General features: G+C 37.3%; 19 protein-coding genes and 1 pseudogene. 9 read left to right on the top strand and 11 right to left on the bottom strand.

Annotated features, from left to right (window positions below; all coding sequences use genetic code 11):
• Positions 1-42 precede the first annotated feature (42 nt).
• Positions 43-990 carry a LysR family transcriptional regulator gene (locus EPA86_RS04025; RefSeq protein ID WP_140602135.1) on the bottom strand — a complete coding sequence of 316 codons (948 nt, stop codon included), beginning with the start codon at positions 988-990 and terminating at the stop codon, positions 43-45.
• A gap of 141 nt (positions 991-1131) precedes the next feature.
• On the opposite strand from EPA86_RS04025, the gene metE reads away from it, so the two are divergent.
• Complete coding sequence (metE, locus tag EPA86_RS04020; protein WP_140602134.1) at positions 1132-3405, top strand: 5-methyltetrahydropteroyltriglutamate--homocysteine S-methyltransferase; 2274 nt, start codon at positions 1132-1134, stop codon at positions 3403-3405.
• A gap of 95 nt (positions 3406-3500) precedes the next feature.
• Here metE and EPA86_RS04015 read toward each other — a convergent pair whose 3' ends face one another.
• The 4 genes from EPA86_RS04015 to EPA86_RS04000 all read right to left on the bottom strand — a co-directional run bounded on the left by EPA86_RS04015 (position 3501) and on the right by EPA86_RS04000 (position 6254).
• Positions 3501-4031 carry a VOC family protein gene (locus EPA86_RS04015; RefSeq protein ID WP_140602133.1) on the bottom strand — a complete coding sequence of 177 codons (531 nt, stop codon included), beginning with the start codon at positions 4029-4031 and terminating at the stop codon, positions 3501-3503.
• Positions 4032-4205: 174 nt separating this feature from the next.
• A complete protein-coding gene (purU, locus tag EPA86_RS04010) occupies positions 4206-5066 on the bottom strand; it encodes a formyltetrahydrofolate deformylase (protein WP_140602132.1) in 861 nt (286 codons plus the stop codon).
• 109 nt (positions 5067-5175) lie between these two features.
• Entirely contained in the window at positions 5176-5403 is a 228-nt protein-coding gene (locus tag EPA86_RS04005) for a VF530 family protein (protein ID WP_140602131.1), read from the bottom strand.
• 122 nt (positions 5404-5525) lie between these two features.
• Entirely contained in the window at positions 5526-6254 is a 729-nt protein-coding gene (locus tag EPA86_RS04000) for a glutathione peroxidase (RefSeq protein ID WP_140602129.1), read from the bottom strand.
• A gap of 255 nt (positions 6255-6509) precedes the next feature.
• On the opposite strand from EPA86_RS04000, the gene hutG reads away from it, so the two are divergent.
• Together hutG and EPA86_RS03990 are read left to right on the top strand one after the other, a co-directional pair.
• Positions 6510-7295 carry an N-formylglutamate deformylase gene (gene hutG, locus EPA86_RS03995; RefSeq protein WP_140602127.1) on the top strand — a complete coding sequence of 262 codons (786 nt, stop codon included), beginning with the start codon at positions 6510-6512 and terminating at the stop codon, positions 7293-7295.
• A gap of 38 nt (positions 7296-7333) precedes the next feature.
• Complete coding sequence (locus EPA86_RS03990) at positions 7334-8725, top strand: formimidoylglutamate deiminase (RefSeq protein WP_140602125.1); 1392 nt, start codon at positions 7334-7336, stop codon at positions 8723-8725.
• Between the two features lie 83 nt (positions 8726-8808).
• Here EPA86_RS03990 and EPA86_RS03985 read toward each other — a convergent pair whose 3' ends face one another.
• Positions 8809-9165, bottom strand: a complete 357-nt coding sequence (locus EPA86_RS03985; RefSeq protein ID WP_140602123.1) for a hypothetical protein — start codon at positions 9163-9165, stop codon at positions 8809-8811.
• A gap of 154 nt (positions 9166-9319) precedes the next feature.
• On the opposite strand from EPA86_RS03985, the gene ccoG reads away from it, so the two are divergent.
• The 3 genes from ccoG (at position 9320) to EPA86_RS03970 (ending at position 12468) form a co-directional block, all read left to right on the top strand.
• Complete coding sequence (gene ccoG / locus EPA86_RS03980; protein WP_140602121.1) at positions 9320-10768, top strand: cytochrome c oxidase accessory protein CcoG; 1449 nt, start codon at positions 9320-9322, stop codon at positions 10766-10768.
• The gene (locus EPA86_RS03975; RefSeq protein ID WP_140602119.1) at positions 10768-11754 is read left to right on the top strand and encodes a serine/threonine protein kinase; all 987 of its coding nucleotides are present in this window, start codon (positions 10768-10770) and stop codon (positions 11752-11754) included. The genes ccoG and EPA86_RS03975 overlap by 1 nt, the downstream gene beginning before the upstream one ends.
• Positions 11755-11820: 66 nt before the next feature.
• Entirely contained in the window at positions 11821-12468 is a 648-nt protein-coding gene (locus tag EPA86_RS03970) for a thiol:disulfide interchange protein DsbA/DsbL (protein ID WP_140602117.1), read from the top strand.
• A 68-nt stretch (positions 12469-12536) separates the two neighbouring features.
• Here EPA86_RS03970 and EPA86_RS03965 read toward each other — a convergent pair whose 3' ends face one another.
• The 3 genes from EPA86_RS03965 to EPA86_RS03955 all read right to left on the bottom strand — a co-directional run bounded on the left by EPA86_RS03965 (position 12537) and on the right by EPA86_RS03955 (position 15659).
• Positions 12537-13601 carry a trypsin-like peptidase domain-containing protein gene (locus EPA86_RS03965; protein WP_140602115.1) on the bottom strand — a complete coding sequence of 355 codons (1065 nt, stop codon included), beginning with the start codon at positions 13599-13601 and terminating at the stop codon, positions 12537-12539.
• A 109-nt stretch (positions 13602-13710) separates the two neighbouring features.
• Complete coding sequence (locus EPA86_RS03960) at positions 13711-15063, bottom strand: DegQ family serine endoprotease (RefSeq protein ID WP_140602113.1); 1353 nt, start codon at positions 15061-15063, stop codon at positions 13711-13713.
• A 140-nt stretch (positions 15064-15203) separates the two neighbouring features.
• On the bottom strand, positions 15204-15659 hold the full coding sequence (locus EPA86_RS03955; RefSeq protein ID WP_140602111.1) for a Z-ring associated ZapG family protein: 456 nt from the start codon (positions 15657-15659) through the stop codon (positions 15204-15206).
• A 168-nt stretch (positions 15660-15827) separates the two neighbouring features.
• On the opposite strand from EPA86_RS03955, the gene zapE reads away from it, so the two are divergent.
• The 3 genes and pseudogenes from zapE (at position 15828) to EPA86_RS18290 (ending at position 19016) form a co-directional block, all read left to right on the top strand.
• Complete coding sequence (gene zapE, locus EPA86_RS03950) at positions 15828-16943, top strand: cell division protein ZapE (RefSeq protein ID WP_140602109.1); 1116 nt, start codon at positions 15828-15830, stop codon at positions 16941-16943.
• Positions 16944-17045: 102 nt separating this feature from the next.
• Positions 17046-18095: pseudogene (locus tag EPA86_RS18295) on the top strand (diguanylate cyclase domain-containing protein); the annotation flags it as partial.
• Positions 18081-19016, top strand: a complete 936-nt coding sequence (locus EPA86_RS18290) for a putative bifunctional diguanylate cyclase/phosphodiesterase (protein WP_342777390.1) — start codon at positions 18081-18083, stop codon at positions 19014-19016. The pseudogene EPA86_RS18295 and the gene EPA86_RS18290, both read left to right, overlap by 15 nt.
• 1 nt (position 19017) lies before the next feature.
• On the opposite strand, the gene EPA86_RS03940 is transcribed toward EPA86_RS18290, so the two are convergent.
• Both EPA86_RS03940 and EPA86_RS03935 read right to left on the bottom strand, forming a co-directional pair.
• Positions 19018-19893, bottom strand: a complete 876-nt coding sequence (locus EPA86_RS03940) for a co-chaperone YbbN (protein WP_246058244.1) — start codon at positions 19891-19893, stop codon at positions 19018-19020.
• Positions 19894-19954: 61 nt separating this feature from the next.
• The gene (locus EPA86_RS03935; RefSeq protein WP_140602107.1) at positions 19955-20767 is read right to left on the bottom strand and encodes an undecaprenyl-diphosphate phosphatase; all 813 of its coding nucleotides are present in this window, start codon (positions 20765-20767) and stop codon (positions 19955-19957) included.
• Positions 20768-20787: the final 20 nt, after the last annotated feature.

Below are 20787 nucleotides of genomic sequence, written 5' to 3'. Positions count from 1 at the left end.
GTGGAAACATAATAAGTGGAGAATTTTCTCATGAACAATGTTTTATTGGTAAAGAACAGCATTTTTTAGTTGCTGAAAGGCTTTGATGACTTCTGGAATAAGCTGCTTGATAGTATCTTGCTGGTAATTGTTATTAGCGTAACGTGCATAGAGGGTTTTGTATATTCCTTTTGAACCTAGACGTTTTCTCGTAACAAGAGACTGTAAGCTGATACTATTAACGAGCCAATCGGGTAGCACAGCAACGCCCATATTTGCTGCGGCCATTTGCAACATAACATGGCTATTTTTAACTTGCTTGATTGCTTTAGGCTGGATATTTTGTGCATTCAAAAACAGCGAGAATATGTCGAGTTGTTCTGGTGGTAACGGGTAAGTTAGCAAGGTTAATTTTTTAAAATCAATGGCTTGAATGGTGTCATCTGTTGGTTTATTAGCCATGCTTACATCTTCTTTCGTTGCAGAATGAGTTGGCATTGATACTTCTTTAGCCATCACGGCAATCACTTCAAATTGCCCAATTTCAGCGTAATTAAAGATATCATCATCCGTTTTGACATCAGTAAATAAAATATCGACTTGCTGTTGTTGAGTCCTATTAAAAAAACCTTCATCTAAATATTCAATCGTTAAATTTTTATGTCGTTCGTTAAACTTAGACGTGATAGGTAAGAGCCACTGAAAACATGCATGACATGCTATGGCAAGTTTCAGGTGGTTAATGGATGCTAATGGTGCTTTTAGCTGCTGAGCTGTATGCTCTATTTCGGGTATTACGGTGTTAGCTAATGCTAATAACATTTCACCCGCTTGAGTAAACTCAAGAGGTTGAGTATTTCTAATGAAAAGTGACTTCTCAATTCTTTGCTCTAAATCTTTAATTTGATGAGACAAGGCTGACTGACTGGTAAAAAGCTGTTCAGCCGCTTTTTTAATACTTCCCGTCGCGTTTAGTGCTCGTATTGTTTTTAAGTGTTTGATTTCAAACATAATGAAATTAATTCATATCCCTATTGAATTTTTTGCGCTTGTTTAATTCTGCAGATTTCTTAAAGTATAACCATTCAAACGTCTAGACGTCTATATGTTTTTGGGCAAATTATTTAAACAGAATTAACAGGAGAGTTAACAATGCACATTCATAACTTAGGGTTTCCGCGTATCGGTGCGAAGAGAGAGTTAAAATTTTCATTAGAGAAGTATTGGCGAGGGGAAATCACTCAGGCAGAATTTTTAACTAGCTGTAAACAGTTACGCCAACAGAATTGGCAGTTACAGCATGATGCAGGTGTTGAGTGGTTACCTGTTGGCGATTTTGCTCATTATGATCATGTTCTTAATACAACTTTAATGCTTGGCTTAGCACCTGAGCGGTTTGTTGCTAATGATAGCAATGCGTTAGATCTTGAATTTAGAGTGGCTCGTGGGCAAGCGCCTAGTGGCTGTCAATGTGCAGCAAGTGATATGACTAAATGGTTCAATACTAACTATCATTATATTGTTCCAGAGTTAAATGAAAATTTGCTTGCATCATTAACGCCAGTGAATGCTCAATCATTAATTTCTCAGTGTGAAGAGGCTAAACAGGTATCAGATAAAACCAAAGCGGTGCTATTGGGGCCGATAAGTTATTTATATTTAAGTGTTTGCCAAGATGAAGAGAAACTGTCTTTATTGCCTGCATTATTGGTTCGTTATCGAGCCTTATTGGAGCAGTTATCATTAGCTGGTATTACGTGGCTACAACTTGATGAACCAGTACTAGGTTTAGAGCTAGATGAAATATGGCAAGATGCTTTCACATCAGCGTATCAGCAGCTAGATAAGGGCAGGTTAAAATTACTATTGACGAGTTATTTTGCCTCTATAGATCATCATGTGGAGTTAATAAAACCTCTTGATTTTGATGGTTTACATATCGATCTCGTAACACAAGAAAAAGATGTTACGGCTATAGTTAATGCTTTACCAGAGCACTGGGTTATTTCATTAGGTGTTATCAATGGGCGGAATATTTGGAAAACAGATTTGGTCTCTGTATATCAAAAGTTACAGCCTTTATATCGTCAATTAAATGATCGTTTATGGATTGCTCCATCATGCTCGCTATTGCACTCTCCAGTTGATCTGCAACAAGAAAGTAAACTTGATGCGGAATTCAAATCATGGCTGGCTTTCGCAAAGCAAAAATGTGAAGAATTAACTCTGTTAAAGTACGCCCTTGAACATGAAAACAGTGATGAAATTACCTTATACTCAAATGCTGCCCTAGCACGATGTGTGTCAAAGCGTATTCATAATGAGTCTGTACGAACGAGGATTAATGGATTATCGCATGATGATTTTCATCGTAAACAAAGCTTTCTGGAACGCAAAGTGGTTCAACAAAAAGCATTGAATTTACCGATTTTACCCACAACGACCATTGGTTCATTCCCACAAACAGGAGATATAAGAGAGGTAAGGGCTAAATGGCGTAGAAAAGAAATAACAGAGAAGCAATATCAATCTTTAATTGAAGAAGAGATCCGCAATACAATTATCAAGCAAGAAGATATTGGTTTAGATGTACTGGTTCATGGGGAAGCAGAACGTAATGACATGGTAGAGTATTTTGGCGAGTTACTTGAAGGTGTTGCGTTTACCCAATTTGCCTGGGTACAAAGTTATGGTTCTCGTTGTGTTAAGCCGCCGATTATATTTGGTGATGTTAGTCGCAAGCAAGCGATGACTATATCTTGGATTAATTACGCACAATCCTTAACAGATAGGCCAGTAAAAGCCATGTTAACTGGCCCTATTACTATTTTGTGCTGGTCTTTTGTCAGAGATGATATTAGTCGAGAAGACGTCGCTAAACAAATAGCATTAGCTATAAGCGATGAAGTAGTTGATTTAGTTGATAATGGCACACAGATAATTCAAATTGATGAGCCTGCTATTAGAGAAGGCATGCCAATTAAGCAAAGTGAATGGCAAAGCTATTTATCTTGGGCTACTGCAGCCTTTTGTTTGTCAGCGGCAAAAGCACCAGCAAAAACACAGATTCATAGTCATATGTGTTATTCGGAGTTTAATGATATTTTACCTGCCATTATAGCACTGGATGCTGATGTATTAACCGTAGAAACAACTCGTTCAAATATGGCTTTATTAGATGCTTTTGATGAGCAGGCATACCCAAATGATTTGGGGCCGGGTGTCTATGATATTCATACGCCTAATGTACCTGAAGTCGACTGGATGGTTGACCTTTTAGAAAAAGCGCAAAAGTATATTCCAATTGAGAGGCTTTGGGTTAACCCTGATTGCGGTCTGAAAACACGCAGTTGGCAAGAAACAAAATTAGCATTAGAAAATATGGTTACTGCTGTGAAAAAGTTGCGTTCAGCATACAGTAATTAGACTTTATTATAAAAGGAGAGCAGTTATATTGCTCCCCTTTTATTAATGGTAATAGTAAAAGTAACAGAAATAGTTACTGGAATAGAAGGTAGTGATTAATCTTGCTCGTGGAGCCAAGCAGCATGACGAGGTGCTTTTTTCGTTTCTGCCCATTCATTAATCATGTCTTGAGCAACCTCATTAAGCTGTTTGTATTGCTCTTTGGTACCTGTATTGGCTGAAAGTTCAAGGCGGTGACCATTTGGATCGAAAAAGTAAATCGACTTAAACACACCATGGTTTGTTGGTCCAAGTACATCAACGCCTTTACTCACTAACTCTTCCTTTGCCGCTATTAATGCTTCAACACTGGCAACACGCATTGCAATATGCTGAACCCATTCAGGAGTATTGGTATCACGACCCATGGTTGGTGAATTAGGTAATTCAAAAAAAGCTAACACATTCTCATCACCAGCATCTAGAAAAATATGCATGTAAGGATCAGGTGCTTTGGTTGACGGAACTTGGTCTTCGGCAATTGCTAACACTAAATCCATATTCAGTTTATCTTTATACCATTGAGTTGTTTCTTTTGCGTCGTTGCAGCGATAGGCAACGTGATGAATCTTTTCAATATTAATCATAAGTCGACTTCTTTATTTGAACTAATTATTGGCTTATTACAATTGCGCCCTTGTATAGTTTCATTCTAATCATAAAGTCGTGTTAGGTGCTAATTTAGTCATGATTTTCTCTTTGCATAGGCGTCAGCTTGTGTTGACGCCTGTAAAAGATTAATTACATTACTACGTTTTGAACTAAACAAGAATAACGGTTTTACTACCATTTAAACAAACTCGCTGCTCAGCATGAAAGCGCACCGCGTGACTTAACGCAGTGGCTTCAATATCGTGGCCCATATGTACCATTTGCTCTATGGTAAAGGTATGGTTAATGGGCTTAACTTCTTGAACAATAATAGGTCCTTCGTCAAGATCAGCAGTAACATAATGCGCGGTTGCTCCGATAACTTTAACACCGCGCTTGTGAGCTTGATGGTACGGCTTCGCTCCTTTAAAACTGGGTAAAAAGGAATGGTGAATATTAATAGCTTTACCTTGAAGCTGTCGACATAAACTGTCTGATAATATCTGCATATAACGTGCTAAAACCAATAAGTCAGCATGATATTTATTCATGATACTAAGCATTTGTTGTTCTTGTTGAGCTTTAGTATCAGAAGTAATAGGTAGATGATAAAAAGGAATTTGATGCCAATTTGCTAACGAGCTACAGTCATTATGATTTGAAACTATGGCAACGATATTGACAGGTAAAGCGCCAGACTTCCATTTGGTTAATAGTGATACTAAGCAATGATCATCTTTTGATACGGCAATGACAATATTGGGCACATCTTGTTTTTTTCTGAGCCGATAAGTCATGTTAAGTGGTTTAGCTAACTCATCTAATGCTTGGATAAATTCATCTTCAGCAACGGTTAGATTTCTATCATCAAATGCTATTCGAGAAAAAAACGTATCAGTATAAGGGTCACTATATTGTGATGTTTCAGTAATAAATGCGCCATGTAAAAATAAGCTTTGTGATACTTTTGCTAAGACTCCTGAGCTATCAGGACATTGCCAAGTAAGAATGTATTCGTTTGTTGTTATCATTTGAGCTAATAAGAAAAAGTGAGAGTTAACTCATCATTCTATATTTTCAATAAAAGCACTAACGATTTCATAGCTTTTGTTGATATAGCTATGCATAAAAAGGTTATATTTATTTATGTATTTTATGCTTGTTTTTAATAAAGAGTTGTTCAACCTTGTCTCTGGCCCAAGGTGTTTTTCTAAGGAACTTTAAGCTCGATTGAATGCTTGGATCGTGGGTGAAGCACTTTATTTTAATTTCTTTACCTAAAGCCTCGAACCCAAAGTAAGCTTCAAGCTCAGTTACGATGGTTTTAAGTGTAATGCCATGTAGTGGGTTATAAGGCTGGTTATCCATTGTTGTTCGCAGGTAGAGGAAATTGAATTGTAAATGATATCATGTTTGATCATAAAGAAATAAGCAGTAAAAATTACCTTGTACAAGCAGCAAACTTGCACAAGGTACTTCAGTTCAAACCATTATGAGAAATATTGAGTTAACTCATCATTTCCGCCTATATGTTTTCCGTCAATGAATATTTGCGGGGTTGTTTCTGCATTACATACGGCTCGTAAACCTGAGATAGAAATATTTTTACCCACTTCTAACTCATCATAGCTCAGACCTTTATCGGCTAATAATGCTTTTGCCTTGGTGCAGTGACTGCAACCAGGTTTGCCAAACAATGTAATTTCAGTTTTTTGAATGGCTTCTGGGTTAATGTAATTAAGCATAGTATCAGCATCAGATACTTCAAAAGGGTCTCCTGGTAGATCAGGTTCGATGAACATTTTTTCAATGACACCATTTTTAACTAGCATAGCGTAACGCCAACTTCGTTTACCAAAGCCCAGTTCCTTTTTATCAACGAGTAAACCCATACCTTCGGTGAATTCACCATTACCATCAGGTATTAAACTGATGTTTTCTGCTTGTTGATCTTTCGCCCAAGCATTCATAACAAAAGTATCGTTAACGGAGATACAAATAATTTCATCCACGCCATTTTCAGAAAACTTACTGGCTAGCTCATTGTAACGAGGCAAATGAGTAGATGAACATGTTGGTGTGAATGCCCCAGGTAAAGAAAAAACGACAACTGTTTTATTGGCGAATATTTCTTGAGTATCGCGCTTATTCCACCCTGATTCCGTCATGATTGGAAATGTAACGCTTGGAACGGTTTGACCTGAAATGTCTGTAAACATATTGCTCTCCTGGCTTTAATTTAAGTACTAGATTTTATGAATTTGTAAGTTGAATTTATTATCAACTTTTATTTATGTTTAATAAATTAGATATAATTGATGATAACAATCTAAAAAATAGATTGCAGTTGGTTTTCTTGATATTACCTATAATAGTTAAAGTAAAAAAATTTACTGCAAGCGAGTCACTTGCGCTGCGTAGTCATTACATGATAAATTCTTGGGTAAAGTTGTATATACAATTAGGTTGATAGCATGAATTCAAGCTTCCACGTGAGCGAAGGGCATATAGGTATGTTGATAAGCATGCCGCACAATGGACAAAAAATTCCAAATGATATTGCTCAAAATATGACAGAGAAAGCTTCTACAGTGCCTGATACAGATTGGTACATGGACAAGCTTTATGACTTTGCCAAAGGTATGGGTATCTCAATAATCTCGCCGACCTATAGTCGATATGTTATCGATTTAAACCGTGATATTTCAGGTGAAAACTTATATCCAGGTGCAAATAGCACTGAATTGTGCCCAACGACAGCATTTGATCTTGCTCCGCTCTACAAAGCAGGAAAAGAGCCTTGTAAAGAAGAAATTGCTAGAAGAATAGCTTTGTATTGGCAGCCTTATCACCAGTGTATCGATGAGTTGTTAGAAAAAATGCTGACGAAGCATAACAAGGTGGTTTTGCTTGATGCTCATTCTATTTTGTCTGAAGTACCACGATTTTTTGAAGGTAGGTTGCCTGATTTTAATTTTGGCAGCGCAAATGGGGCAAGTTGTAGTGCAGCACTGATGGAAAAAGTCACAAGTTTAGATCTATCTCCTTATTCGAGCGTGGTAAACGGTCGCTTTAAAGGTGGCTATATTACAAGAGCTTATGGAAAACCTAACAGAAATATACATGCGATACAGTTAGAGCTTTCTCAACATACTTATATGAAAGAGCCGAGCAATGTATTTGACGAAGAAAAAGCAAATAATGTGAAGGCAAAGTTAAAAGACTTCGTCTCTTGCTTAGCTGATTTTGCACAAGAGTAACGTTTAATTAAGCATTCAAAGATAATGAAGTAGGTAATATGAAACTATATGCAGAAAGAATCTTATTAGCTGATGGCTGGGCAAAAGATAAGACTATTATTATTAAGCAAGGGCTTATTAGTGAAATAGTTTCTGGCAAACAAGATGATGCGCAAGTTGCTAATGGACCCGTTATTCCAGGTATGATTAATTGTCATTCCCACGCATTTCAACGTGCGTTTGCTGGTTTTAGCGAACAAGGAAGTGAAGGGCAGGATAGCTTTTGGACTTGGCGAAAAATCATGTATCAGTTCTTAGCACAATTAACTGATGAAGACGCTAAAGTTATTGCAAAGCAATTATATATTGAGATGTTGAAAATGGGATACACCCGTGTAGCTGAATTTCACTACTTGCATCATGATATCGATGGCTCAACATACAGTGAAAGCAATAATATCAATGGGTTAGCATCGATGGCTAAAGCAATATTTGATGCGGCTCAAGAATCAGGTATCGGATTAACGCTATTGCCAGTGTTATACCGGCATAGTGGCTTTGGCGAGCTAGCTCCAACAGACGGGCAAAAGCGCTTTATAAACTCTACAGCACAATTTAATAACTTAGTTTCTGATTGTCATAAATTAAGTACTTCGTATCGTAATACTAATGTTGGTATTGCTCCGCATTCACTAAGAGCCGTAGATAAAGATTCATTACAATCTGCAATAGCACATGTGAGAAGCTTAGATCATAAAGCGCCAATTCATATTCATATCAGTGAACAGCAAAAAGAAGTGGAAGACTGTCTTGCTCATTATGGAAAAAGACCAGTGCAATGGCTACTTGATAATATAGATGTTGACCAGCATTGGTGTTTGATACATGCCACGCACATTGATGATAATGAGTGCGCGGGTATGGTTGAAAAGAAAGTGATTGCCGGAATTTGTCCGACAACCGAGGCCAATCTAGGTGATGGAATTTTTCCTACTACTGAGTTTATGGCTCAAAATGGTACTATTGCCATTGGTTCAGACAGTCATATTTCAGTGAATCCCATTGAAGAGTTACGCTGGTTAGAATACGCGCAACGGTTAATTAAACAACAAAGAGCTATTTTAGCCAATAACCAGCAGGCTTCTGTAGGACTAAATTTGTGGCAACAAGCGGCAATAGGTGGAGCTCAAAGTACTAGCTCCAATACTGGCGACTTAGCCATTGGTAAGCAAGCCGACTTAGTGGTGCTAAGTGCAAGACAAAGCCAACTGTTTGCTCACTCTGACCAGCACCTTATGGATAGTATCATTTTTGCCAGTCAAGATAACCCTGTTCAAGATGTTATGGTAAATGGCGAGTGGGTCATTCAAGCCGCGATGCATAATGAGCAGCTAGAAAGTGAACAGCAATTTGCTACATTATTAAAAAAGTTATCAGAGTCGAGTCATTAGGACTGGTATTTAACTAGCTATATTTTTTATCCCCAGTTTAGCTGGGGATAAATATCAATATTAAATCTTAAACCTTTGTATCGTTAAAATAGGGCTCGATACTTTCCTATAACGTCACATGTTTTATTTTCATTGGCGATATGAAAGATTTGATCACGCTCTGGTTTTGAGCAGTAAGTGAAATAGAACTCTTTTATTGCCTTTCTTGATGAAGTAATTTGCTTTAAATGTGTTATTTCTCTTTCTGAAAATGTTACAAATTCAGGTTTTAATTCATCAAAAATCTTCTCTGGTCTTAGTCGTACTTTTGTATCACTAAACTCATTGAAGGCTTCTTTCACACTTGCCATATGTTTATTATAAAATGCAGTAACTTCGGGCTGCGGATAGAAATGTAAATAGACTGCAATAGCAACGATTAAGATCAATAAATTCTTCATAGTATGTCGTATTATGTTTAATAGTTATTGTGTTATATTAACAAGCTAATAATTAGTTATTAACTCTCTAATAAAACGAATTAAACGCGATCATATCAGAAAATGAGCAAAGTATGATACTTGTTCATCATTATTCGCGAAGTAAGGAATAATCGTGGAATCATCAGACGTCAAATCAGAACGTTCGAAATCACCTCAAGAGCGCATTCCTGTGAAAAATGTCAAAATTCATGGGCAAAAAAACCGCGGTAAAGAAAGATATAAGCCGGGCGATCAAATTTATGTAAGAAAAGTATCTGGCTTTTTCCAAAAGTTAAGGCAACGCATGAATTTGGTATACTTTGCCTTTTTCTTATTGTTGCCTTGGTTACAATTTAATGGCCATCAAGCGGTGTTATTCGATATTGCCGAGCAACGCTTTACCCTGTGGAGCTTAACTTTATGGCCACAAGATCTTACTTTACTTGCTTGGATATTTATTTTAGGTGCCTTTCTACTCTTTTTTGTGACCACCTTTTTAGGACGAGTTTGGTGTGGTTATATGTGCCCACAAACGGTTTGGACGTTTATTTTTATTTGGTTCGAAGAAAGAATTGAAGGCACAGCAAATCAACGACGTAAGCTTGATCAGCAGCCACTAAATGCCAATAAGTTTATCCGTAAATTTCTAAAACATGGTGCGTGGCTCTTATTTTCATTATTTACTGCAATGACCTTTGCTGGGTATTTCTCACCTATGCAAGAGCTGTTTATTAACGTTTTTACCTTTAATACCAGCGCAATGATGGCAGGAATATTGTTTTTCTTTACCTTGGCCACCTATGGTAATGCTGGCTGGATGCGTGAAACTGTATGCTTGCATATGTGTCCATATGCACGCTTTCAATCAGCGATGTTTGATAAAGATACTCTTACTGTCGCCTATGACAAAGAACGTGGTGAAAATCGTGGTGCGAGGGGGCGCAAGCAAGATCATAAATCTATGGGGTTAGGCGATTGTATTGACTGTAATTTATGTGTAGAAGTGTGCCCAACCGGAATTGATATTCGAAACGGCTTACAATACGAATGTATTAACTGTGGATCGTGCGTCGATGCTTGTTCTGGGGTGATGACGCGGATGAATTACCCTCAAGGTTTAATTCGCTATACTACTGAACATGAATTGGCTGGCAAGAAAGTCCACTTAGTTCGTTCAAAGCTTATAGGCTATGCTGTGTTGTTATTAATTATGACGACTATGTTGGTATTAGAAATTGTCAACAGAGTACCTTTGTCTCTCGATATCATTCGTGATCGAACTGAGCTTGCGAAAGAGAACTTTAATGGTGACATTGAAAATGTTTACACCTTGAAAATCTTAAATATGTCGCAAACAGATAATGTTTATAAACTGTCAGTAAAAGGCATAGAAAATACTCAATGGCATGGTAAACAAGAAGTACTAGTAGAAGCCGCAACGGTTTACACGTTACCTATTAGTATTTCCGTTGATCCTTACGAGCTTAAATCGTTAATGACAGATATTACCTTTGTTGTTGAACAAGCTTCCGATGAAGATGTAAGGATCGAACAAGAAAGTCGATTCTTTAACAAACGCTAATGGCTGCTTTTGATTTCGCTTCATTGTCACCTGATGTGATCATTGATGGCCTAGAAAGTGTGGGATTCGTTGTAGATAGCGGCTTATTGCCGCTAAACAGCTTTGAAAACAGAGTTTATCAATTTCATGATGATAATTTAGTTAAATACGTTACTAAGTTTTATCGTCCTCAACGTTGGCAACTTCAACAAATAGAAGAAGAGCATGACTTTTCTTTTGAATTAGCAGAGCAAGAATTACCAATTGTAGCGCCCTTAAAAATAGCAGGGGAAAGCTTATTCGAGCATCAAGGGTATCGATTTGCTGTATTTCCATGTCGAGGCGGCCGTATATTTGAAGTTGATAATCTAGAGCAACTCGAATGGATGGGGCGATTTATTGGTCGCATTCATGCAGTTTCAGCTACAAATAGCTTTAACTATCGTCCAGCATTTACAACGCAAGAGTTGCTTTATCAAGCGAAAAACATCATTAAAGATTCGCAATTTGTTCCTGCGCATTTGCAAGTGCCTTTCTTCACGATTCTTGAGCAAGTTATCGCTTTAGCTAGTGAACAATACAAAGCGATTGATTCTATAAAGCAAATTAGGCTGCATGGCGATTGTCATGCAGGCAATATTTTGTGGCGTGATGAAGGGCCTCACTTTGTTGATCTGGATGACTGTAGAACGGGTCCCGCTGTGCAAGATTTATGGATGATGCTCTCAGGTGATAGACAGCAGCAGTTATTGCAACTTGACACGTTACTTATGGGCTATGAAGAGTTCCACAGCTTTGAAAACAAAGAACTTCAGTTGATTGAAGCATTACGTACCATGCGAGTGGTGAATTACATGGCATGGTTGTGTAAGCGCTGGCAAGATCCTGCCTTTCCAAGGAATTTCCCATGGTTTAATACAGAAAAGTATTGGGAACAGCAAATTTTAATGTTGAAAGAACAATTTTCTGCACTGCAGCAACCCGCGTTAAGTTTGCAAAATTTTTAATCGCTACCCCGTTAAAAATAAGGTAAATTTAGTCAAGCAACTAAATACTATTCGTTAGGAAAAACTATGAAAAAAATGTTTCGACCTTTTTTGGTCTTTTTAATGCCATTATTCGCTCTTTCTATGTCAGCTTGTGCAGAACAATATACCGACGGCAAGCAATACACTACAGTGAGTGAGCAGGCATCAAGTAAAAAAGAAGTGAGAGAATATTTTTCAGTATACTGCGGTCATTGTTTTAAGTTTGAACCGTTTATGGCCTCAGTGAAAAAGTCATTACCTGAAGGTGTTAAGTTTGAAAGAAATCATGTTGATTTTTTACGCGCAGCAAGTCCTAAAATTCAGCAAATGGTTAGTAAAGCGGTTGTTGTTGCTGAGCAGTTAGACATGGAAGATAAGCTCATTGTCGCCATTTTTAACTATATTCATATTCAACGTGCAGTGATCACCTCAGAGAAGGACTTACGTAACATTTTTGTGCTTAATGGTGCTGATGGTGACAAATTTGATAAATTAATGAAGAGCTTTGCGGTCAATGGAAAAGCAAAAGCAATGAAGAAAAACCAAGATACTATGTCACAAAAGAGAGCATTAACTGGTGTTCCTACGGTAATTGTTAATGGTAAGTATAAGATCAATGCTGATAAATTAGATAAAAATAATTTTGAACAAGATTATAAAAATTTAGTGAAATACTTAAGTGCGTTAGATTAAATAAAAAGATATGCGAGAAGGCTGCCTAGGCAGCCTTTTTTATAGGCAAAATAAAGTTTTTAAGCGACTTAACCATTCAATTCAATAATGGTTACAGTTGTCTCTATTGGCTGGCCTTTTCGATACATTTTCACTTTTACTTTTGTATTTGGTGTTGTCTCAGCAATAATATCTAATGCTTGGGTAATACTGGCAATAGGTTGCTCGCCAATTTGATAAATAATATCGCCAGCTTGAATTCCTGCTAGTTTTGCTGGGCTATTTTCGATAACACTTTCTACAATAAACCCTTTAAGATCGGTATAGTATTGGTTGGAAACAATGCCTAGCCAGCCTCTTACCACTTTACCGTTCTCAATAATTTGCCGCATAACTTTATGGGCTAATTGGTAAGGTACAGCAAAGAAAATCCCTTGAATTTCTAACTGGTGATTTGGGTTGTTTTGAGTAAATTTTCTAGAATTAATTCCTACTAGAATCCCGTTACTGTTAATGAGTGCGCCGCCAGAGTTACCTTCATTGATAGCTGCATCCATTTGCAAGAATTCTAAATAACTGGTGGTACTTAAACCATTCCTACCTGTTGCGCTGATGATACCTTGAGTAACTGTTTGACCAAGGTTCAATGGGTTTCCGATGGCTAATACTATGTCACCTGCAAGGGGTTGTTGCTCTGGTTTTTGTGGAATGACTGGTAAATCTGTCACATTAATTTTAATTACCGCTAAATCGGTAAATCTATCGAACCCTATCAACTCTCCTGGATAGCGCTGGCCATTTTGCAATAACACCCAAATCAAGTCTGCTTGTTGAATAACGTGCATGTTAGTTAAAATGTAGCCATTGCTGTCCATAATGACACCTGAGCCTAGCCTAGTACTTGCTCTAGGTTGATGACCATAGCGAGGATTATTCTCAATTTTTTCAGAGTATATATTGACTACCGCAGGACTTGCTAAGCTTACTGCTTTAGCAAAAGATAAAGCTTGCTGCTCTTTTGGACTTTGTGAAAATAAAGGGCTTGATTGTAACCCAGGAAACAATTCTGGCTTGAGGAGAATAAGCGCGACGGCGAATAGAACGCCATAACTTACAGCATTTAGGATGTACTTTACTATATCAAAAATTTTCACGGGCTTTTTAATTTGGTTTTTTTTCAGTGTAACATAAAAAAAACCAATGACATGAGTAATCAGTCATTGGTTTTAGCGTCAATCGCATGATTTAAAGTTAAGCGAATGTTTAGCGAATCATTAAATATTGTGCTTGTTCATCACGAATGATATTTAGCGCAACAACACCTTTTTTATCTTTTAAGAATTCTCTTAATTGAATGATATTTTTGGTGCGTGTTCTATTCACCCCCGTAATAATATCGCCATTACGTAATCCAGCAAGTTGTGCAGGAGATTGTGGTGCAACCTCTTCAATGACAATGCCTTTGTTATCCGAACTATTTTTTAATTTAGCTCCTTCAAGCATTCTATGTATAGAGGCAGCCGCTACATTAGTGCCTTGTGACTGCTTAAGTTTAACAGTGAAGGTTTCATCGTCTCCGTCACGAATAACGGTTAATTTAACTTTTTTACCAGCACCTATAGAACCTATTTTTCCTCTTAGCTCGCTAAATGATCTAATTGATTTACCATTAATTTTAACAATAACATCACCAGCTTTTAAGCCCGCTTCATCAGCTGCAGAGTCTGCTGCTACCATTTCAATGAATGCGCCTTGGTTAGTTTCAAGCTCCATCGCTTTTGCAATACCACTGTCGACACTTCGACCCGATACGCCTAAGACGCCACGACGAACTTCACCAAACTCAATGATCTGTTTCACTAAGTTATGCATCATATTACTTGGAATGGCAAAGCCGATACCGACATTACCACCATTGGGACCAAGAATAGCCGTGTTAATTCCTATTAGCTCACCACGTAAATTAACTAAAGCACCGCCTGAGTTGCCGCTGTTAATTGCGGCATCTGTTTGAATAAAATCTTCATAATTTTCGATATTTAAGTTACTTCTGCCTAATGCACTAACAATACCAGACGTTACGGTTTGACCTAAGCCGAACGGACTACCTATAGCTACAGTAAAGTCACCTACTCGTAAGCTGTCAGAGTCAGATATTTTAATCTCAGCTAAATTTTCAGCATCTACTTGCAATAAAGCAATATCACTTTCTTCATCAGCACCAAGTTTAGTTGCTTCTAATTGGCGACCATCTTTTAAGGTGATTAGGATTTCATCAGCATTATTAATCACATGATTATTGGTAACAATATATCCAGAATCACTATCAATAATGACACCCGAACCGAGCCCTCGAAAAGGACGCTCTTGAGGTTGGCCTTGATTTCGATTACCGAAGAAAAACTTGAAAGCGTCAGGTACATTTTGTTGAACTTTTTGAGTGCCTTTAACTGAAATACTGACCACAGCAGGGGTCGCCTTTTCGAGCATAGGAGCTAAACTAGGCATAGTTTGACCATCAACCGATGAAGGCCAGCTTGCGTAAGCAGGTGCTTGAGTCAAGGCTAATGAAGAGGATAATAAGGCGGCGGTGATTAAAAAGGATAATTTTTTCATACTTAAGAGTTCTCCTAATAACAGCAGAATGATATCAATAAACGGGATAACTCCATCAAAATGATAAAGTTATCCACAAAAATGTGTTTATGTTACGTCTTAAGGGTAGACTTTTGAACGCAGTGATAGTTCCTTGAAGCTTAATTGCTATTTGTAACAGTTTGTTTCTTATCAACAAATAAACCACTTGGGTTACTTGAGTAATCTAATGGTGGCTCAGTGATCTCTGAAGAGTTATCCTCAGTTCGCTTCTGGTGCCTTAAAGCTGCGGTCTGAGCTAATTGTTCTTGGGTTTCTTGTGAAAAGAATGGTAAATCAGCCTCTTCAATATGAGACGCTTTTTGTAATAGCTGAGTACTCTCTTCCATTTGTTTCATTGCTGTTTGGCAGGTGCTGTTCATTTGTTCTAATAACTGAGCTGAACTGGCTAAATGATCTGCAACATCAAGTTTATACTGGGTAAGAGCCGCTTCACTTTGGCTAGCTTGTTCGGCTAGTTTTCTCTGTGCTTGGCTAGAGTTTGAAAAGAAGCGATGAGCAAAAAAGCCAATAATACCGCCAACGATTAATAAGGCTAGAGATAAAACTACATTCATAGGTGTACCTTTCATTGTAATTGGAAATATAATAAGTCGTTCAACATGCGAATAACTTAACCATAACTATACTCTGTGTAACGTGGTATAAATAGAGATATAGAGTATATTTTTGCAAATTTTCCTTTTTCAAGCGTGATGCGAATAAATAATTAAGATGGCCAGTTAATGATTAAGCTTTCTCCTTTAGCTAAGTATAAACAAGATTTACAACAAGACGATTTTCTTTTTGATGCAGCCCAAGAAAATGCTGTTAAGCATTTGCAGCGACTTTATGATGAATTATTAAGTCAACCTATTGCTGTTTCAGGCTTTAAAAAAGTGCTTAATCGTTGGAAAAAAATATACGTTAAGCAAGAAGTAAAGCCAGTTAAAGGCTTGTATTTTTGGGGCGGTGTTGGCCGAGGAAAAACTTACTTAGTCGATACATTTTATGACTGCCTACCGTTTGATAATAAGATGCGTGTTCATTTTCATCGATTCATGCATAGAGTGCATCAAGAGTTAAAAGGTTTATCTGGTCAATCTGATCCTTTAAAAATTATTGCAAAAAAATTTGCTCAAGAAACACAGATAATTTGCTTTGATGAGTTTTTTGTTTCTGATATTACCGACGCAATGATTTTAGGCACATTATTTGAAGAGCTCTTTGCTCATAATGTCACTTTAGTTGCTACCTCAAATATTATTCCTGATGAGTTGTACCGTAATGGCTTACAAAGAGAGCGATTTTTACCTGCTATTAAATTAATTAATGAACACACAGATATTATTAACGTTGATAGTGGAGTCGACTATCGATTACGAACCCTAGAACAGGCAGAAATTTTTCATTATCCTCTGGATGAACAAGCGAGTGAAAACTTAGCTCATTATTTTAAGCAGCTCGCTTGTGAAGTTGGAGAGCATAATGTTGATATTGAGATTAACAATCGCCAATTAAGAACTGTATCGGTTGCACAAGGTGTTGTGTATTTTGATTTTTCAGTGTTATGTGAAAGTGCCAGAAGCCAAAGTGATTATATGGAGATTAGTCAACTATATCACACAGTATTAATGGCTAATGTAAAACAAATGGGGGCTGATACAGATGATGCCACTAGGCGTTTTATTGCTTTAGTGGATGAATTTTATGAGCGTAATGTGAAGCTGATCATGTCAGCGGAGTTTGCTCTTGAAGAGCTCTATAGTGGCGGTCGACTAGCGTTTGAATTTAAACGCTGTTTGAGTCGACTTCAAGAAATGCAGTCTCATGATTATTTAGCGAGTGAACATTTGCCCTAACTTAAGATTTTTTAACTGATTCTTTGTTATCACTTTCTTTAAGGTCTATAGTAATAGGGTTGCTACTTTGTATATTATTCATCCTCCTTTTAAGGCACTCTAATGGAACAAACTAGAGTTAAAACATGGAAGTTCACAGCGCTGTTTATCACAGTTTTTTTATTGTTAAGCTACGTGTTGCTCATTAGTTCATTATCTAAAAACTTCTCCATCGAGCAAATTGGAGAAACGCCAATAGAGGTCAGTAAAAGTCAGTTGGTGATCACGCAAGGTTATGCAAAAATATTACCGGCCTTGTTATTAAAACCTCAAAGTTATCTGTATCAGGGTAAAACTTATATTCCCCATAGAGAACTCTCAGATAAAGTAACTATTTATTCCCTCAGCTCATTAATTATTTCTGCCATTGTTGATGTAGCGATCCCCATATTTGCTCTCTTTATTATGGCGTTAACCTCAATTGCATTAAATGCGGCTTATCAAACAAAACGAGTTAATAAAGCTTTACGGCCGATTTGTAATAAAGTTGATAATATTATTGCGAGTTATCAGTATGGTGAGGAACATAGAACCAACACCGCTAATATTTCAGAACTTCATCACTCTCTCGACGCCTTACATCTTATTGCTAAAGATTATCGCTCTAATGCTGAAGAAAGTATTTTTTGTGACAAGCTTACTAAGCTAGTAGATCGCTATAATTTTTTAACTCATATCGATAAGCAAATTAAACTCTCAGCAGATGATAACCAAAAAAGTGGTTTATTATTCATCGATTTAGATGGTTTTAAACAAGTGAATGACTCATATGGTCATTCGTTTGGTGATGAAGTATTAATTCAAGTAGCAGAACGACTACGCTCAATTGTTCGTCGTCAAAATTTAAGTTTTACACAAGATGATACGGAGCTTGGATACAACTTGGCGCGCTTAGGTGGAGATGAGTTTACTTTATTCATTCAGACCTTAGAGACTTTAGAGTAAGCTGTCGATGTAGCAAGACATGTATTACAAGAACTAGAAAGAGATTTTATTTTAGGAAATAAAACTATCAAGATAAGTGCTAGCGTGGGCATTGCTGTTTATCCAGATAGTGCCTCAACACCTCATGCATTAATTCAAATGGCTGATGTTGCGATGTACCGTGCTAAAACAGACGGTCGAGGTATTTATCGGATATACTCACCTGAAATGGGAGCGAATATGAGGCGCTACCATTATTTGTTAGATGAAATGCGCTTAGCGATAGATTCAGGTAATTTCTTTTTAACTTTCCAACCGGTGATTAATGTAGATGGTTGTCACATTAATTATTTTGAAGCCCTGGTGAGGTGGCAACACCCAGTTGAAGGCACTATTACTCCTGATGAGTTTATTCCAATTGCTGAAAATTCTAATTTGATTTTAGAGCTTGGTGATTGGATTTTAGATGAAGCCTGTAGGCAAATGGCAGCTTGGTATAATGCGGGTATGAAAAGCGCACGAATATCGGTCAATATTTCTGCCGTTCAATTAAAGTATAAGGCACTTAGTGAGTGGGTGTTAACTTCACTTCAAAAAACAGCACTTCCTCCGACTTCTCTTATGTTAGAAATCACTGAGAGTTGTTTTATTGATGCACCTGATGAAGCCATTCGCGAACTTGAAAAATTAAGACAGGCAGGGGTTATCGTTGCTATTGATGATTTCGGTACAGGTTTTAGTTCGTTGGCCGTTTTAGGTAATCTTCCAGTAGATGTGCTTAAAATCGATAAGTTGTTTGTTTCTGAAGCGATGAACAATAAAAAATACAACAAAATCCTCCACTCTATTGTGGATATGGCTAAGCAATTAGAATTAAAAGTTGTTGCTGAAGGTATTGAGCACGTTGAACAATTTGAATTGTTAAAGTCGTTAGGTGTTAAATATATTCAAGGTTATCTCATTAGTCGGCCGCAACGATCATCTGTAGTGGGTGAGAAAATTTTTGATCAAGGCTACAGTGGCTTGGCGCAAACAGGTACAAGTACCTGGTTGCCTCAAACTTCTCGTTTAACCAGCGGTAGAATATTACAAAGTAAAGCGGCCTCGTAAGTTAATACATTAAGGTATAAAGCTTTCTACGATATTTATTAGCTAAGGGATCACCATCTGGCAACGATTTTAGAATATCTAGTAGTAATTCTTTGCTTTTCGCTTTTGCCTGAGATTCGTCATTGCTCGCTTGTTGCACATGTCTAAATAGCAACGCTAATGCTTCTTCATTTCGATTAACCTGACTGTACTGAGCTGAAAGTTGATGAATTAAATTAGCATCTTGTGAGTTATCTTGTAACTCTTGTTCAAGTGCTTGTATCTCAGGGGAATTCGCGGCTTGAGAGGCCAGTTCAAGTTTTGCTATCAAACTTTTATAGTAAGCGTCTTGATCAACCATTTTTATGGTATCAAGTAATGCTTGAGCATCGGCAATCTTACCTAGTTGAATGTAAACATCAGTTAAAACAAGCTTTATATCTGCTCTATTTCCGTTTTGTTCAGTATCTAATGTATAAGCTTTGCAAATGGCTGTATTAGCCTCACTAAGGTTATTATCAGCTAATGCTTCGACAGCTTGTTTAAGTAATATATCTTGTGGTTTAGGTAAATGCTTACCCAAAAACTCTTCAATATTTTCATCTGTTTGCGGGCCAGAAAGGCCGTCTACGGGTTGACTATCTTTAATAAGAACAGCCGTAGGTAAGCCTTGAATGCCAAATTGTTGAGCTATTTGTCCTTGAGTTTGGCAATCAACAGTAGCCAAAATAACATGCTCATCAAACGCTGCTGTTTTTGTTGTTAATTTATCTTTTAGTTCAATACTTTCTGGTATTTGTTCTGCCCAGAACGAGACAAGGATAAGTTTTTCTTTTGACTGCTCAACAATGATTTGTTGAAAGTTATCTAACGTTATTTCGATTATATTTGAGTTCACGCGAATGCCTACATTGATAAATTAAATTGTTTGTTAAAATTATAGCTGAACAAAAACTTAGCTAAGCCATGATAAACCATAGTAAACCAACACCTAAAATTAAACGGTAAATAACGAAAGGCATCATGCCTAATTTATCGAGTAATATTAGAAAATAGTGAATACATGCGTAAGCACTAATAAATGCGAGTAAACTGCCTAATCCCATCGTCATCCAGTTAACTGCCTCAGTAGACGTTATTAACTTCATCGCCAAGTATCCGCCTGTCATAATAATCGCTGGGATAGATAATAAGAATGAGAATCGTGCAGCATTATCTCGGCTTAGACCAAGTATGAGGCCAATAGTCATTGTAATGCCTGAACGAGAAGTTCCAGGTATCAATGCAATCGCTTGCGCAAGACCAATTAGCATCGCTCCTTTAAAGCCAATGCTTTCGAGAGAGTTATTTTCTTTGGCTTTTATGTCGGCAAAACCAAGTAAAAAACCAAATATTAATGTAGTAGCAGCAATTACCAGAGCTGAACGTAAATGTTCTTCAATAAAGTCAGCAGCAAGTAACCCCACCAAACCTAATGGAATAGATGCTAATAGAATCCACCATGCTAGCTTACCATCGAAGCTACCACTATGTTTACTAGGACCAAAACCTATAGTGCCAATCCATGCAATAATCATAGAGCCTACTTCTTTACGAAAATATAACATGACCGCGAATAACGTACCTACATGTACTGCAACATCAAACGCTTGTCCTTGGTCTTGCCAGCCGAGTAGTTGAGAGGGCAAAATTAAGTGAGCAGAGCTTGAGATAGGCAAAAACTCTGTGAGCCCTTGCAGAATAGCTAAAATAATAATTTCTAATGTGCTCATTGAGGTGATTATTCCTTTTC

This window comes from Litorilituus lipolyticus, from assembly GCF_006439335.1.
Classification (GTDB): domain Bacteria; phylum Pseudomonadota; class Gammaproteobacteria; order Enterobacterales; family Alteromonadaceae; genus Colwellia; species Colwellia lipolytica.
This window is presented reverse-complemented; position numbering and strand designations above follow the sequence as displayed.